This window comes from Bacillus sp. GC_Bacil_1 (assembly GCF_026540675.1).
Taxonomy (GTDB): domain Bacteria; phylum Bacillota; class Bacilli; order Bacillales; family Bacillaceae_G; genus Bacillus_A; species Bacillus_A cereus.
Genome location: NZ_JALNUG010000010.1, coordinates 202980 through 216614 on the forward strand (window position 1 = coordinate 202980; position 13635 = coordinate 216614).

Consider the following 13635-nt stretch of genomic DNA (forward strand, 5'->3'; position numbering starts at 1 on the left):
CAGTATTTTTACCACAACATTCATGTTAAAATCCCTTGTGAGTACGACATAACTCGACCTTATGAAGCTCCGCAGCTTTTATCGCGGAGCTTTTTTTATTAAAATTAACGCTTTTGTTCACTTTTTTGATACATTTCCGAAACATTCGTATGTTACGTTATATAAGTCCTTTTTTAAATCTTATTCATTCTAGCAAAAAGTCCTAGTCCCCCTAGGGCTTTTTTGCATTCAAACAATGAGTTGTATTTTTTCTCAATAACCGAAACTACTTAACATGGTAAAATAATAATCGGACTGGCATTCAATACCATATTACAATGGATCAAATCGCAAAAAGGCACCTTAGGGTGTCTTTTTTATAGAGAATCAGTTTAAAAACTAAAAATAAAAGAACCTCAATAAATGAGGTTCAAAAAATCTACTATTTTAAATTACCTTCGTAAAAAGCAACTCCATTTTGAACATGTTTTAAGTACCACGTAATCGTCCCGCCACAAACATTTTCATTAAAGCTATTAGCATATACTCCATTTGAGTAATAAAGAGTTCTTTTGAATTTACCATTAGAATACTCATAAGGAATTGAGCATGTTGCTTGCTTCGGAGAGCTCACAGCTTTTTGCGTATCAGCTGAAGCTGCACCAATTCCCCCTGTTAATGCAATACCTGTTGCTACTGCTCCTACTACTAATTTCCTGAACATAATAAATCCCCCTTTAATAGTTTTTATAGCTTACAACTTAAATGTATCACTTTTGTAATTTATGTAAATATCTTGAATATATAGAAATATTTATTTAATTATTGGTAATATTAGGATTTTATTTTATCAAATGGATAATAGAGGGATTAGAAAAGCATGTAAAAATACAGATAAGTTTATATTAAATGAATGTGGTTCAAGTCGGCGAAAGGAACTTTTGGTGTCTTTTTTTGTACATAAAAAAATCTCACCATCTTATAGAAACGATAAGCCCTTTAAAACAATAATTGCAACTATATTAATTTTACATTACATTAAGGTTAGAGAATATCATACTAATAAAGTGTTAAATAGTAGGTGGGGAAAATGGAATTTAACGATTTGGGTATTACCATTAAAGAACTTAGAATTAAAAAAAATATATCACAATCCGACTTATGTCACGGAATATGTTCACAAAGTCAAATTAGTAAGATCGAAAAAGGTGTGATTTATCCATCTAGCATATTGTTATATCAATTATCAGAAAGACTTGGTATTAATCCAAATAATATATTTGCACTAACTCAAAACAAAAAATTAAAATATATAGAAAATGTAAAATTTGTAATAAAAGATTGCTTAAAACAAAAACAATATAAAGAACTTTATGAAATAGTAAAAAAAGAGAAAAACTTAAATAATTTTCAAACAAAAGAAGAGAAACAATTTCTAATATGGCATGAAGCAATTGCTATATTTATGGTGGATAAATCATTAAAAACTGCTTTAGATTTTTTAAATAATGCATTAAAACTGACTTTAACTAATTCTGATTTTTTATCAGAAAGAGAAATAGATATTATGCAAACAATGGCTATATTTTATGCGGAAAATAAAGAATATGAAAAAAGTATTAATATATTAAAAAGATGTTTAAGTAATTTTAATAAGTTAGATTTTCCTAGAGATAAAGAAATTAAGTTGAAAATCATGTTAAATTTAGCAAAATCTTTGGACTTCACATATCAACATGAAGAGGCAATAAAATACATTGATAAGGGCATCAAATTAGCAATTAATCTAAATACGTTATACCTATTAGGTGAACTATTCTATTTAAAAGGTCAGTTGTTATTAAAAATTAAACAACATAATGTAGAAGATGTTATTTATAACTGGAAAAAAGCATTATTTATATTTGAACTAACAGAAAAAGAATATTATACAAAAATGCTACCAGATGAACTTATTGAATTACAAAATAAAAAACACTCATAATTTCGTAAAAACTACTTACAAATCCCACAGAAAAAATCCCTATAGCTTTTAAACTTAGAACGATAATATTAAAATAATTTAAGTCGGCAGAAGGCACCTTTTGGTGTCTTTTCTTTATTTTTACAAGGGCCTGCTCAATTAATTCTTAAAAACATAATAGGAAACATTGTTTTATTTATCCCATTTTCATTCATGCTATATATAAAATTCGTTAATAAATCCACCTCAAACATACCTATATGCATAGGAGTATGTTTGAGGTGGAACTCCTTCAAATACTAGTTCCTTTTATAAGCCGTTTTTTTGATGTAGATGACATTATTCTCAATACAATAGAATGAATTATTGGAACATATTTAGCAATATATATCAAAAAACAATATTAAGAAACCCCCTCCACCTTAAGGTAGAAGGGATCTTTTAATTTCTATTTCAAACTACCTAAAATTTCCGTAAAGATAACCCCAAGCGTATGTGCACCTGCATCTGGATATCCTAAACTTCTTTCACCAACTACCGCTCCTCTGCCGAATGATCTTTCAACGATAGATTATATGCCTTGAAGTGCTACTTGCAACATTCAATTCAGATATACGACAGTAAAGAATACATCATCACGGTGTCAGCAAGCAAAAGTGTATTCTGCATTTCTGAAAACAGTAGATGGCAGATTATGACCTACTGAATCTGCTAAGAAAGAATATACAAGAACATCCTTAACATCCTCTTTATTTCCACTAATGATGACATCAAGAAAATCTTCTATTTGGAATTCTGGAGTAAATAACACAATCTTAGTTGTTCTGTTTGGTTCTAAAGAAACAAAAGTACGAGAGATTTCAACTAATTCATTTTGAGTTGGGAAAAAAGTGTTTCGACTTCTCTTAACAGTTACCGTCACATTACTAGTATGGCAACGCGAATCATTGTTTAGCATAATGTTGAGAGCAGTTGGAATAATCCCATTTTCAGAGACTGGAACTCGGAACACTCCAGTAGATTTATGGGCCATATAATCACATCCTTTCAAAATAAAATATATTTACAATATATTAGATGCAAAAAACGTTCATTTTGATATGGACAAATTACATGATTAATATATCTATAATAACCCTCGGTATTACTAAGCCAATGTTTTAAAAGATTAACAAATATCGCGAGAACCAATCGAATGTATATTAAAAGTAAAAAGAATAAGTTGTCTAAAAGACCCCCTATTTTGAGCCAATAATGAGACATTATGTTAATCTTATATGTATAGCTGCACAAAATTGAGAAACTTAAGGAGACAGATAAATTTTATGAGAAAATTATCTATATTACTTACTTTCATTCTAGTATTAGTCAGTGTTACGGCTGCTTGCACACAAGATAAAACAGATAGTGCCGTTGAAAATGGTCCAATAGAAGAACCAACCGCAAAAAATGAAAATGAAGAATTAATAAATTTTGAAGAAAAAGAAGAGATGAGCCGCTTGGAACAAGGCATTTTATTAGTTGGCGAGAGTGTTAAAGGAGGCTATTACTTGGCCGCTGTTCAAAGTGCATATTTAAATGCTAGCAACGATTCCGTCATTGTTAATGTCTCTGTAAAAAATGTACGAGGTCAAACGATTGGACTATCAGAATTAAAATATAACTTAAAAGATGAAAAAGACGGAAAGATCTATAAAGGAAAGGTGCTTGATCAAAACCCTTCTGATATACAAGTTAAACCAAATGAAACGGTAGAATTGAAAATAGCTTTTGAAGTACCACATACCGTAGATGAATATATGTTTTATATTGAAAGCTCTTTAGACCCTCTACAAACATACTGGAAAATTGATAAGCTACAATCACAAACAAACTAAGTCTAAAATAAGCAAAAAGCAATGAAAAATTTGATATAGATACAAATGAATACTATATAAACGTAAGACCATCGATTTAATGAATCGTTGGTCTTTTTCAAAAAATGCCCCATTAAAAACTAAGAGATAAAAAAGAACTAATCTCTAGAAGAGATTAGCTCAATATATCCAAAGCTATTATGGTACATAGTTTTATGAGCAAACGTTATATAATGTTGTATGGGATACATAACCTGTCATCCCTTTATATGTAACTTTTAACCACTGTTTAGAATTACTGTAATGACCTTGAACATATTCACCAGTTACCCATGTTCCAGTAATTTTCGTACCGTCATTAAATGTATGTAAGACAGGTGAATTGACAGTATAACCACTGCGCATCTTTGCACCATATACACCTACCGTACCTCCCTTTGCACAAGCTGCTACTACTGTTTCATTTTCAGTAGCATTCGTAGCCGCGAAAGCAGAGCCGTTAAATGTAAATAAAGTAAATATAAAAGCTGTTAGTACTGTACAAATAGATAAACGACGTAACAAAATAAATTCCCCCTTTTTTTATAATTTACTTCTTCACAAATGATTATCTTAAATATTCTAACTATTTTCAATATATTAATGTTGAGAAATATTAGTTGTATTTTTGAAATAAGATTTTATCAAAAATAGTAACAAACTCATATTTTACAGGGAGAGCACCGAAAGAAGCCTTCTACATATCAACTATATAAAAGTCCCTCCACCTTAAGGCAGAGGGACTTGCTAATTCCTATTTCAAACTACCCGCAATCTCCGTAAAGATAACTCCAAGCGCATGTGCACCTGCATCAGGGTATCCTAAACTTCTTTCGCCAACTGTACCAGCGCGATCCTTTAAGCAGCTACTGGCGAAAAGGTTTTTTTTAGTGTGGGATGAAGTTGGTATTTTTAAATTTAATGATACTGAACAAATTACTGATATGTGGTACATATGTGAAGAAATCAAATTGGCCATGGAAATAGGCTTTAGACTAGACAAATAAAAGTTGATTGATATTGTTAAAAAACAAAAAAACTCTAACTAATTCGTCATGGCGATTTAGTTAGAGTTTTTTTGTTTGAAGTATTCACGAGTATCTACCCTTATCTTTTCAGGTAAAACAATATCAAGTTCTTTATCTAACCATGCAAGAGTCTTTTTACGAAGAAACTCACGCATGTGTTCTTCCGCTTCAAGCATTACTAAGTTAATTGTACAAGAAGAATTGCTAGGTTCACAAGAATTACAAACCTCATCTCGATATAGTACACCATTCTGTACAATATTTTTACATTGAAAAATAGGTTTTGGGCCTTCGACAGCTTCTATTACATCCCAAAAAGAAATATCTTCTGGAGACTTAGCTAACCTATATCCTCCCTTTACACCTGGGACAGAATTCACAATGTCAGCTTTAGATAATTTACCGAAAACTTTTGAAAGGAATGTTTCAGAAAGTCCTTGAAACTCTGCCAAATCCTTTATTCCAACACTTTCCTTGGAAGGAGCATTGATTAAATAAACTAGGCAATGCAAGGCATATTCAACCCCAACACTATATTGCATATACAAATCACCTGCTTTTTATTTTAAGGGTTATCAAATTGTATCTTAGGACCATTTAGAATTTTAGTCAAATAAAAAAAGGCTCTTTTAGAATAGTATGTATTTCATTGACAAAAATAATTTCGGAGTTTATATTAAAGACAATATTAATCGTCGATTAATATTGTCGACGATTAAAACGTAAAAACTTTTAAAAAGGGGAAATACAAATGAACAAAACACTTATCATAAACGCACATCCAAAAGTGGATGATACATCATCGGTCAGCATTAAAGTTCTTAACCACTTTTTAGTATCTTATAAAGAATTAATTCCTAATAATGAAACGATTGAACAGATTAATTTATACGATGATGTAGTACCAATGATAGATAAAACTGTTTTAAGCGCATGGGAAAAGCAAGGAAATGGACAGCAGTTAACTGATGAAGAACAAAAAGTAACAGAGCGTATGTCCGAAATTTTACAACAATTCAAAAGTGCAAATACGTATGTAATCGTATTACCTTTGCACAACTTTAATATTCCATCAAAGTTAAAAGATTACATGGACAATATCATGATTGCACGTGAAACATTTAAATATACTGAAACTGGATCAGTGGGATTACTTAAAGATGGAAGAAGAATGCTTGTTATACAAGCAAGTGGAGGAATCTATACAAATGATGATTGGTATACAGAAGTGGAATACTCTCATAAATATTTAAAAGCAATGTTTAATTTCCTTGGTATTGAAGATTATCAAATTGTTCGTGCACAAGGAACAGCAGTACTAGATCCAAATGAAGTATTACAAAATGCATATAAAGAAGTTGAAGAAGCTGCTTCTAGATTGGCTAACAAATAAATTTTTTCACTGGAAGAATGATAGTTATAAATAAAGAACCCCTCCACCACAAGGCAGAGGGGATCTTCTCATTCCTATTTCAAACTACCCGCAATCTCCGTAAAGATAACTCCAAGTGCATGTGCACCTGCATCTGGATAGCCTAAGCTTCTTTCACCAACTGTACCAGCGCGGCCCATGCGAGCTACGATTTCTTTCGTGTACTCTGCGCCTTTAACGGCTGCTTCTGCACCTTTTTCAAAGGCAGTTTTTACGTCTACTTCGTTTGAGGCGCTATCTAACCAAGAATCTACACATGGAGCAAGTGCGTCAACTAATGTTTTGTCACCAACTACCGCTCCTCTGCCGAATGATCTTTCACCGATAGATTGTATGCCTTGCAGTGCTGCTTGCAACATTTCAGCGAATTCTTTCACTGTTAACTCACGCTTCTCGCCTGCTGCTTTACTAGCTGCGCGGAATGCTCCGCCCCAAATTGGACCAGAAGCGCCGCCGCAATGTTCCATAATAATCATCGAACAACCGTCAAGGAATGATCCAATCGTTACATTTTCTTGTTCTACAATCGAATGCCACTCACGTTTTAATTGCTTAAATCCTTTTGCAACACTCATTCCGAAGTCGCCGTCACCTGCATGTGTATCTAACTCACAAAACGGTACTTCATTTTTAATAATAATATCGCTCATTTTATCAACGAGATAAATTATGTTGTTTAATGTGATGACATTATTTTTAATCACAGCGTGCTCTTCCGCTGTTTCTAGTTCAAAGGAAACTTCCTTCTCTTCTGTTTCTTCAAGTACATTCACGTACTCTACACTTTCAACTGGTCCATCTACTTTAAACGCTGGTGTATTACATTCTTTTGATAGTAATGTTTTTAGCTCGTCATCTAACTTCATTACCGTTAAAGACATACCAGCCATATCAATACTTGTCATATAGTTACCGACGAATACTCTATTAATTTTAATGTTTCTAGCTGCTAGTTCTCTCGTAACGGCGTTGTTAAATAAGTAAAGTTCTTGCAGTGGTGTTCCGCCAAAACCGTTAACTAGAAGTGCGATTTCCTCGCCATCTTTTACTCCTAAATCTTTCATTAAATCATTTGTCATACGGTTAGCTAATTCATCAGCCGACAGCATTTTTTCACGCTTAATTCCTGGTTCGCCGTGAATACCTACGCCGTATTCCATTTCATCTTCCGCAAGTGTGAAAGTAGGTGATCCGCTCGCTGGAACTGTACAAGACGTTAACGCTAAACCGATTGTGCGCACGTTAGCCGCTGCTTTTTCTGCTACAGCTTTCACCGCTCCTAAATCCATACCTGCTTCCGCTGCTGCGCCGGCAATTTTATGAACTAAAATAACTCCCGCAACGCCGCGGCGTCCTACTGTATATAGGCTATCTTCTACCGCAATATCATCGTCCACTTTTACGTAGTCGACTTCAATTCCATCTTCCGTCGCTAAATGCGCACCGTTTTTGAAATTCATAATATCGCCGCTATAATTTTTAATAATTAATAACGTACCTTTTTTACTAGCTGTTTCTTTAATTGCTTGATATACCTGAATTTGTGAAGGTGACGCAAACACATCTCCGCACACTGCCGCATCTAACATTCCTTTTCCGACTAATCCTGCATGTGCCGGCTCATGACCACTACCGCCGCCGCTAATTAACGTTACTTTATTTTCGTTCATTTCTTTCTTCTTAATTACTTTATGTTTTTTCAAAAGCTCAAGCTCTGGGTGAGCCATAACCATTCCGTTACACATTTCCATTACTAATGTTTCTGGTTTGTTTATAATCTTTTTCATTGTAGTTCTCCCTCAATTCCTTTAATATATTGTGATATATTTGAAATCTTCTTCTTACTACTCATGTTAAAATGAAAGCGTTTTATAGTAAACGGACAAAATGGACAATCTGTCTAAAGACACCGCTCTCATTTATAGATAGGATTTTTATATTAATAACATTCTAGGGATGATTCAGATGACCTCTTCTATAATTTCTAAAAAGATAATCGCGAACTCATTGAAGTATTTAATGGAAACAGAGTCGTTTCATAAAATATCAGTGAGCGATATTATGTTACACTGTCAAATGCGTAGGCAAACTTTTTATTATCATTTTAAAGATAAATTTGAACTATTAAGCTGGATTTATAGAGAAGAAACGAAGGAAAACATTATCGATTTTCTTGACTATGAAACGTGGGAAAACATTTTCGATTTATTATTTGATTACTTTTATGAAAATCAAAAATTTTACCGAAATGCTTTTAAAGTCATTGAGCAAAACTCGTTTAATCACTATTTATTTGAGCATACGAAAAACTTATATATGAAGATTATTGATGAATTATCTGTGAGCTGTGGATTCAGCCTTTCTGATGAGACCAAAAATACGATTGCCTCCTTTTATAGTCACGGCTTCGTTGGAACGATAAAAGATTGGATTGAAAGCAAGTGCGAAGTAGATCCATCCGTTATGTCTTCTCTTATGAAAAATATGATAAACAATCAATTACTACTATTACTTGAGCAATCAGCAAAGTAATTAAAGGGTGGCAAAAGCAATGAAAAAGATTATGAATGATGTACAAAATATCGTTCAAGATATGCTGCATGGCTTTTATTTTGAACATAACGACAAAGTAAATTACGATGAAACAAATAACATCATTTATGTAAAAGATATCGAAAAAATGAAGCAAGACGTCGCTATTGTAAGCGGCGGTGGTAGCGGACATGAACCTGCTGATATTGGTTATGTAGGAAAAGGAATGCTTACGGCGGCAGTAAACGGAAGCATCTTCACTCCTCCAACAGTGGAACAAATTGTAGTAGCAACTCGCCTCATACCAAAAGATAAAAGTATACTATTCATCATCAAAAACTTTAAAGATGACGTAGAAAACTTTCTAGCAGCAAAGCAAATTGCTCAAGAAGAAGGAAGAAAAGTTGACCATATCATCGTAAATGACGATGTTTCAATTGAAGATGATGCTTCCTTTAATAAAAGAAGACGCGGCGTAGCTGGCACTGTTTTCGTTCAAAAAATATTAGGTGCGGCCGCTGAGAGTGGACATTCTTTAGAAGAACTAACAACAATCGGGCAAGCTGTCATCAAAAACTTACACACATTAGGAGTTGCTCTTTCACCTGCAAACGATCCAGTGAAAGGAAAAGCTTCCTTCACATTAACCGAAGATGAAGTCTTTTACGGCGTCGGTATTCACGGCGAAAAAGGTTACCGCAAAGAAGCACTATCCTCTTCTGAAATATTAGCGATCGAACTAATGAACAAACTAAAAAGCATTTATCGCTGGAGAAAAGGTGACAACTTCGCTATCCTTATTAATGGACTCGGCGCAACTCCATTAATGGAACAATACATTTTCGCAAACGACATTCGCCGTTTGTCTGAACTTGAAGGATTGCAAGTTACATTCGTAAAGGTTGGTACGTTGTTAACTTCTTTAGATATGAAGGGTGTTTCGCTCAGTTTGCTTAAGGTAGAGGATTTGGATTGGGTGAAGTGGTTGAAGGCGGATGTTAGAGTGGGTAATTGGTAAGTAAAAATCATGATGATAAAAGCCTTTAACTATAACAAGTTAAAGGCTTTTTACAAATTGAAATATCGCACGAGCGTTCAAAAAAAATTCGTAATCACCTCACTGAATGATGACAGGTCTTCCAAATAAAGCTGGATGATAAATTAACATCGCCCCTACAAATGAACACACTAAACAAAAAACAGCCTCGTATTTTATAACTAGAGAAGAGTTGATATCAAGCTTTTCCCCCTCTCTTCTTAATATCATTTTAAAAGCTCTATATAATAAATATCCAATAATCGCCCCGAGAGTGTTCGTAAATAAATCATCAATATCTGTAATTCTATTATTAAGTAATTGATTTAACTCAATTGCCAATGAAAAAAGAAATCCTGCACATACGGTGTTTTTCATTTTTCTAAAGTGCGGCCAAATCATCGGTAATAAAAAACCTAACGGCATAAACAGTACAATGTTCAAAAGATACGTAGTACTACCTGCCGTATCAAATAGAGTCAAATTGATTTGACTTACACGAATCCACGTTTCATATCTACTTATATCCCATACAGTCGCGATTTGCGTCACCTTATACACTAACGAAAGATAGAACAGAAAAACATACACCCACAAAAAATGCCGAATAGATATAGTTCTTTTCGCTTTAAAATAAACTCCAATTTGAAACACAATACAAAACATAATAGTAAAGAAATAAGTATACAAATAACTAATCAAAACTCCTGTATCCATGTAGAATCCCCTAACTTTACATTTTCATCTATGACTTTGTCTTTTTTAGTCTCCTTCATGATGTAACTCATTTATAGGATAGGAAAAACTTTTAAAATAAAGAGTGGGGTAAATATAAAATTTTTCTTAAATCTTCAGTTGGGTTTTATTATTACTCTTCTTAGGCATCCGCCATTGATAGCTAGGCAACAACATGCTTAAGCCTAACAATACTATCATTTTTGCACGTAATCCTCGTAGTACTTTAACCGATAAAGCATATATAAAATCATGTGACTCGTTTGTTCAGTTAAAACATGAAATTAATAAATATATGACGTACTATAATCACTCTTGCTATCAATGGAATTTAAAGAAAATGACTTCTGTTTGCATACAGAAATCATCTTTTTTAGGTTGCCTAATTTTTTTTAAAATGTCCTTTACAAAGGGTACAGATCAAGAGCACCTTATTCCTATTCGAGGGGATCAACTAGACCTTCTTCCCTTAAAATCACACAAACCCATTTACAAATCTATAAAAGTAGATATAATATCCTTATGGAACCTTCATTAATTTATAAAGCATTGTCAAATGAAACAAGATGTCAAATTCTATCATGGTTAAAAAATCCAGAAAACCATTTCGACGAAAAACCTTATTTAGAACAAGGGATTAATTTTCAGATTGGAGTGTGTGTAGGAGATATTCAGCTTAAAACTGGCTTAGCCCAATCGGTTATTTCTAGTTATTTATTAACTATGAAAAAGGCAGGACTACTAGACTCTGACCGAATTGGAAAATGGACATATTATCGTCGAAATGAAAAAACAATACAAGCGTTTTCTGAATACGTTCAAAATGAATTATAAAGTAAAAGCAAATAATCAACCTACCATTGATTATTTGCTTTCACACATTCTGCTTTTATATAGCTGCCCAATACATTCTTTTTAAAACTTCGCTACCTATAAAAGAAAGAAACATAGAAAGGAGCATCTTTTTTAACATATCATATCTAGTTATTTAGATATCTGTGTTTGTGTTTAACATTACATAATTCTAATACTATTGACATCCAATCATGCTCATTTCCTTGTTAATAAATCGATTTCACTTTCAAAATAATAAGAAGAATGGAGAGTTTTACAAATGAAAAAAGTAAGTCCTTTACTTATTCTTACACTAGCAATAGGGGTGTTTGGAATTATTACTACCGAGATGGGTATTGTCGGTGTATTACCACAAATCACTCAGAAATTTGGCATTTCAACTGCACAAGCAGGGTTTTTAGTAAGTATATTCGCACTAGTCGTTGCTATTTCTGGTCCGTTTTTAATTCTGCTCGTCTCTAGTATTAATCGTAAAATAATTTTATTAATAGCAATCTTTGTTTTTGTTATTTCAAATATAATTTACGCTTATACAACACAATTTGAAATCATGCTTATTTTTCGTATTTTACCTGCAGCACTTCACCCACTCTTCTTTTCAATCGCTCTTGTAACTGCTGCTAAACTTGTCCCTCCTGAAAAGAGTGGTCAAGCGGTTACAAAAGTTTTCATGGGAATTACGGTTGGCTTTGCACTAGGTGTACCATTAACCTCTTACCTTGCAGATCAATTTTCATTAGAAATTGCTTTCTTATTCGGAGCGCTTATTAACGCCCTTTCATTCATTGGAATACTAATCTCACTTCCTTCTATGCCCGTTAAAGAAAAAATGTCTTTCGGCAAACAAATTCGTATACTCGGCAAACCAGGATTATGGTTAAATATTTTAACTGTCACATTCCTTTTTGCAGCCATGTTTTCCGTATACAGCTACTTCGCCGAATACCTTGCGAAAGTAACTTCCATGAATGGATCGCTCATCAGTATCATGCTATTCATATTTGGTATAGTTATGATTTTAGGCAATCATTTATTTGGTAGTCTTCTGCAAAGAAGCATCGTAAATACAGTAATATCGTTCCCTATTTTATATTCTATTGTTTACATATTGGTTTATTATTTAGGTCCTTATCTTGTTCCAATGATTTTTATGGTATTCATTTGGGGAATCGTGCATGCTGGTGGATTAATTGTTGGTCAAACATGGTTAATAAGTGAAGCAAGAGAAGCACCCGAATTTGGTAATAGCCTATTCGTTTCATTCTCAAATCTTGGAATTACTCTAGGAACAACTATTGGAGGCTGGTTCATTTCAAACTTAGGTATTCATCAACTTATTTGGAGTGGATTTATATTTACACTACTTTCATTTCTATTAATTATAATAAAACTAAAATTTTTCACTTCTAATAACCTAGCTTCATTATCAAGCTAGTACATTTTCAGTTCCAAACTGGATAAAAAACATTATACAGTGAAACTTTAATCAGCTCTCACCAATCGGGCGTTTATGGGCAGCCCGGCAAATAGTGGGATAAATTCTATATAAAATACTGGTTATTCTTCTTATAAGATTTTATAAACTATAAAGTATGACACTCAGAGCCTTTAGCTATAAATACAAGTTAAAGACTTTTTATATAAAAACAGCTTTAAAAGGTGCTAATTTTATGGAACATCATCAAAATAGAATACTAAAAAAAGGCTCCATTGCTGGAGCACTCAAAAAATAATATAACTAAACGAATTAAAACAAGGAACAGACAATTAAAATATACAAATAAAACATAAATAAATCTATATATATGTAATATTACATATAAAAATCCTATTTATCACTGCTATAATAAACTTACTCGATGATTGTTATATTATTCATAGGTTAAAAGCAATAAGTTACCTTCTTAACACCAATTTACAAAGAAAAAAGACATCTTAATTGATGTCTTTTTTTATTTTCCAAAGGACCTGCTCAATTATTGCGTAAAAAACATAAAGTAATTTGAATCCGTTAAAATACATGAGTGTACCCTTGTTTTCCCCTCTTATTAAAAGGAGGAACTATTATGGGTTTTGGTGGTAGTTGCGGCGAAGGCTGCGGTTTTGCTGGAGGATTTGCTTTATTAGTTGTACTGTTTATTTTATTAATCATCGTTGGAGCTTCTTGCTTCTGCTAAAAA

15 protein-coding genes and 2 pseudogenes are annotated in these 13635 nt (G+C 32.9%); 9 read left to right on the top strand and 8 right to left on the bottom strand.

Annotation, left to right across the window (positions count from 1 at the left end; genetic code table 11):
- Positions 1–421: 421 nt before the first annotated feature.
- Entirely contained in the window at positions 422–703 is a 282-nt protein-coding gene (locus OXT04_RS17245; protein WP_000488870.1) for an LCI fold-containing protein, read from the bottom strand.
- 366 nt (positions 704–1069) lie between these two features.
- Here OXT04_RS17245 and OXT04_RS17250 point away from each other — a divergent pair, with 366 nt between their 5' ends.
- Positions 1070–1963: a helix-turn-helix domain-containing protein gene (locus OXT04_RS17250; protein ID WP_000395459.1), complete on the top strand. Its 894-nt coding sequence runs from the start codon at positions 1070–1072 to the stop codon at positions 1961–1963.
- A 427-nt stretch (positions 1964–2390) separates the two neighbouring features.
- On the opposite strand, the gene OXT04_RS17255 is transcribed toward OXT04_RS17250, so the two are convergent.
- Together OXT04_RS17255 and OXT04_RS17260 are read right to left on the bottom strand one after the other, a co-directional pair.
- Positions 2391–2510 (bottom strand): DAK2 domain-containing protein, encoded by a 120-nt coding sequence (locus OXT04_RS17255; protein WP_071713771.1) that lies wholly within the window; start codon positions 2508–2510, stop codon positions 2391–2393.
- A gap of 75 nt (positions 2511–2585) precedes the next feature.
- On the bottom strand, positions 2586–2975 hold the full coding sequence (locus OXT04_RS17260) for a hypothetical protein (protein WP_000940659.1): 390 nt from the start codon (positions 2973–2975) through the stop codon (positions 2586–2588).
- Between the two features lie 292 nt (positions 2976–3267).
- Here OXT04_RS17260 and OXT04_RS17265 point away from each other — a divergent pair, with 292 nt between their 5' ends.
- The gene (locus OXT04_RS17265) at positions 3268–3819 is read left to right on the top strand and encodes a DUF4352 domain-containing protein (protein WP_001228903.1); all 552 of its coding nucleotides are present in this window, start codon (positions 3268–3270) and stop codon (positions 3817–3819) included.
- 192 nt (positions 3820–4011) lie between these two features.
- Here OXT04_RS17265 and OXT04_RS17270 read toward each other — a convergent pair whose 3' ends face one another.
- The 3 genes and pseudogenes from OXT04_RS17270 to OXT04_RS17280 form a co-directional block, all read right to left on the bottom strand.
- Complete coding sequence (locus OXT04_RS17270) at positions 4012–4362, bottom strand: SH3 domain-containing protein (protein WP_000946192.1); 351 nt, start codon at positions 4360–4362, stop codon at positions 4012–4014.
- Between the two features lie 229 nt (positions 4363–4591).
- Positions 4592–4690, bottom strand: a pseudogene (locus OXT04_RS29940) (DAK2 domain-containing protein); the annotation flags it as partial.
- A gap of 210 nt (positions 4691–4900) precedes the next feature.
- Positions 4901–5407: an RrF2 family transcriptional regulator gene (locus OXT04_RS17280; protein WP_001200331.1), complete on the bottom strand. Its 507-nt coding sequence runs from the start codon at positions 5405–5407 to the stop codon at positions 4901–4903.
- A gap of 209 nt (positions 5408–5616) precedes the next feature.
- Between OXT04_RS17280 and OXT04_RS17285 the strand changes: the two genes are divergently transcribed.
- Positions 5617–6258: an FMN-dependent NADH-azoreductase gene (locus tag OXT04_RS17285; protein WP_065228397.1), complete on the top strand. Its 642-nt coding sequence runs from the start codon at positions 5617–5619 to the stop codon at positions 6256–6258.
- Between the two features lie 74 nt (positions 6259–6332).
- Here the strand turns inward: OXT04_RS17285 and dhaK are convergent, their stop codons facing one another.
- Positions 6333–8084 carry a dihydroxyacetone kinase subunit DhaK gene (gene dhaK, locus OXT04_RS17290; protein WP_267416240.1) on the bottom strand — a complete coding sequence of 584 codons (1752 nt, stop codon included), beginning with the start codon at positions 8082–8084 and terminating at the stop codon, positions 6333–6335.
- A gap of 178 nt (positions 8085–8262) precedes the next feature.
- Between dhaK and dhaS the strand changes: the two genes are divergently transcribed.
- Together dhaS and dhaQ are read left to right on the top strand one after the other, a co-directional pair.
- The gene (gene dhaS, locus OXT04_RS17295) at positions 8263–8829 is read left to right on the top strand and encodes a dihydroxyacetone kinase transcriptional activator DhaS (RefSeq protein ID WP_078385069.1); all 567 of its coding nucleotides are present in this window, start codon (positions 8263–8265) and stop codon (positions 8827–8829) included.
- Between the two features lie 19 nt (positions 8830–8848).
- Positions 8849–9847: a DhaKLM operon coactivator DhaQ gene (gene dhaQ, locus OXT04_RS17300; RefSeq protein WP_267416250.1), complete on the top strand. Its 999-nt coding sequence runs from the start codon at positions 8849–8851 to the stop codon at positions 9845–9847.
- A gap of 99 nt (positions 9848–9946) precedes the next feature.
- Here dhaQ and OXT04_RS17305 read toward each other — a convergent pair whose 3' ends face one another.
- Positions 9947–10582, bottom strand: a complete 636-nt coding sequence (locus OXT04_RS17305) for a VanZ family protein (protein WP_267416252.1) — start codon at positions 10580–10582, stop codon at positions 9947–9949.
- A 244-nt stretch (positions 10583–10826) separates the two neighbouring features.
- On the opposite strand from OXT04_RS17305, the pseudogene OXT04_RS17310 reads away from it, so the two are divergent.
- The 4 genes and pseudogenes from OXT04_RS17310 to OXT04_RS17325 form a co-directional block, all read left to right on the top strand.
- Positions 10827–10977 (top strand): annotated as a pseudogene (locus OXT04_RS17310) (IS3 family transposase); the annotation flags it as partial.
- 145 nt (positions 10978–11122) lie between these two features.
- On the top strand, positions 11123–11434 hold the full coding sequence (locus tag OXT04_RS17315; RefSeq protein ID WP_000433732.1) for an ArsR/SmtB family transcription factor: 312 nt from the start codon (positions 11123–11125) through the stop codon (positions 11432–11434).
- Positions 11435–11714: 280 nt separating this feature from the next.
- Positions 11715–12890, top strand: coding sequence for an MFS transporter (locus OXT04_RS17320; RefSeq protein WP_267416256.1), 1176 nt, complete (start codon positions 11715–11717; stop codon positions 12888–12890).
- Between the two features lie 631 nt (positions 12891–13521).
- Positions 13522–13632: a YjcZ family sporulation protein gene (locus OXT04_RS17325; RefSeq protein WP_000505669.1), complete on the top strand. Its 111-nt coding sequence runs from the start codon at positions 13522–13524 to the stop codon at positions 13630–13632.
- The last annotated feature ends 3 nt before the right edge of the window (positions 13633–13635 follow it).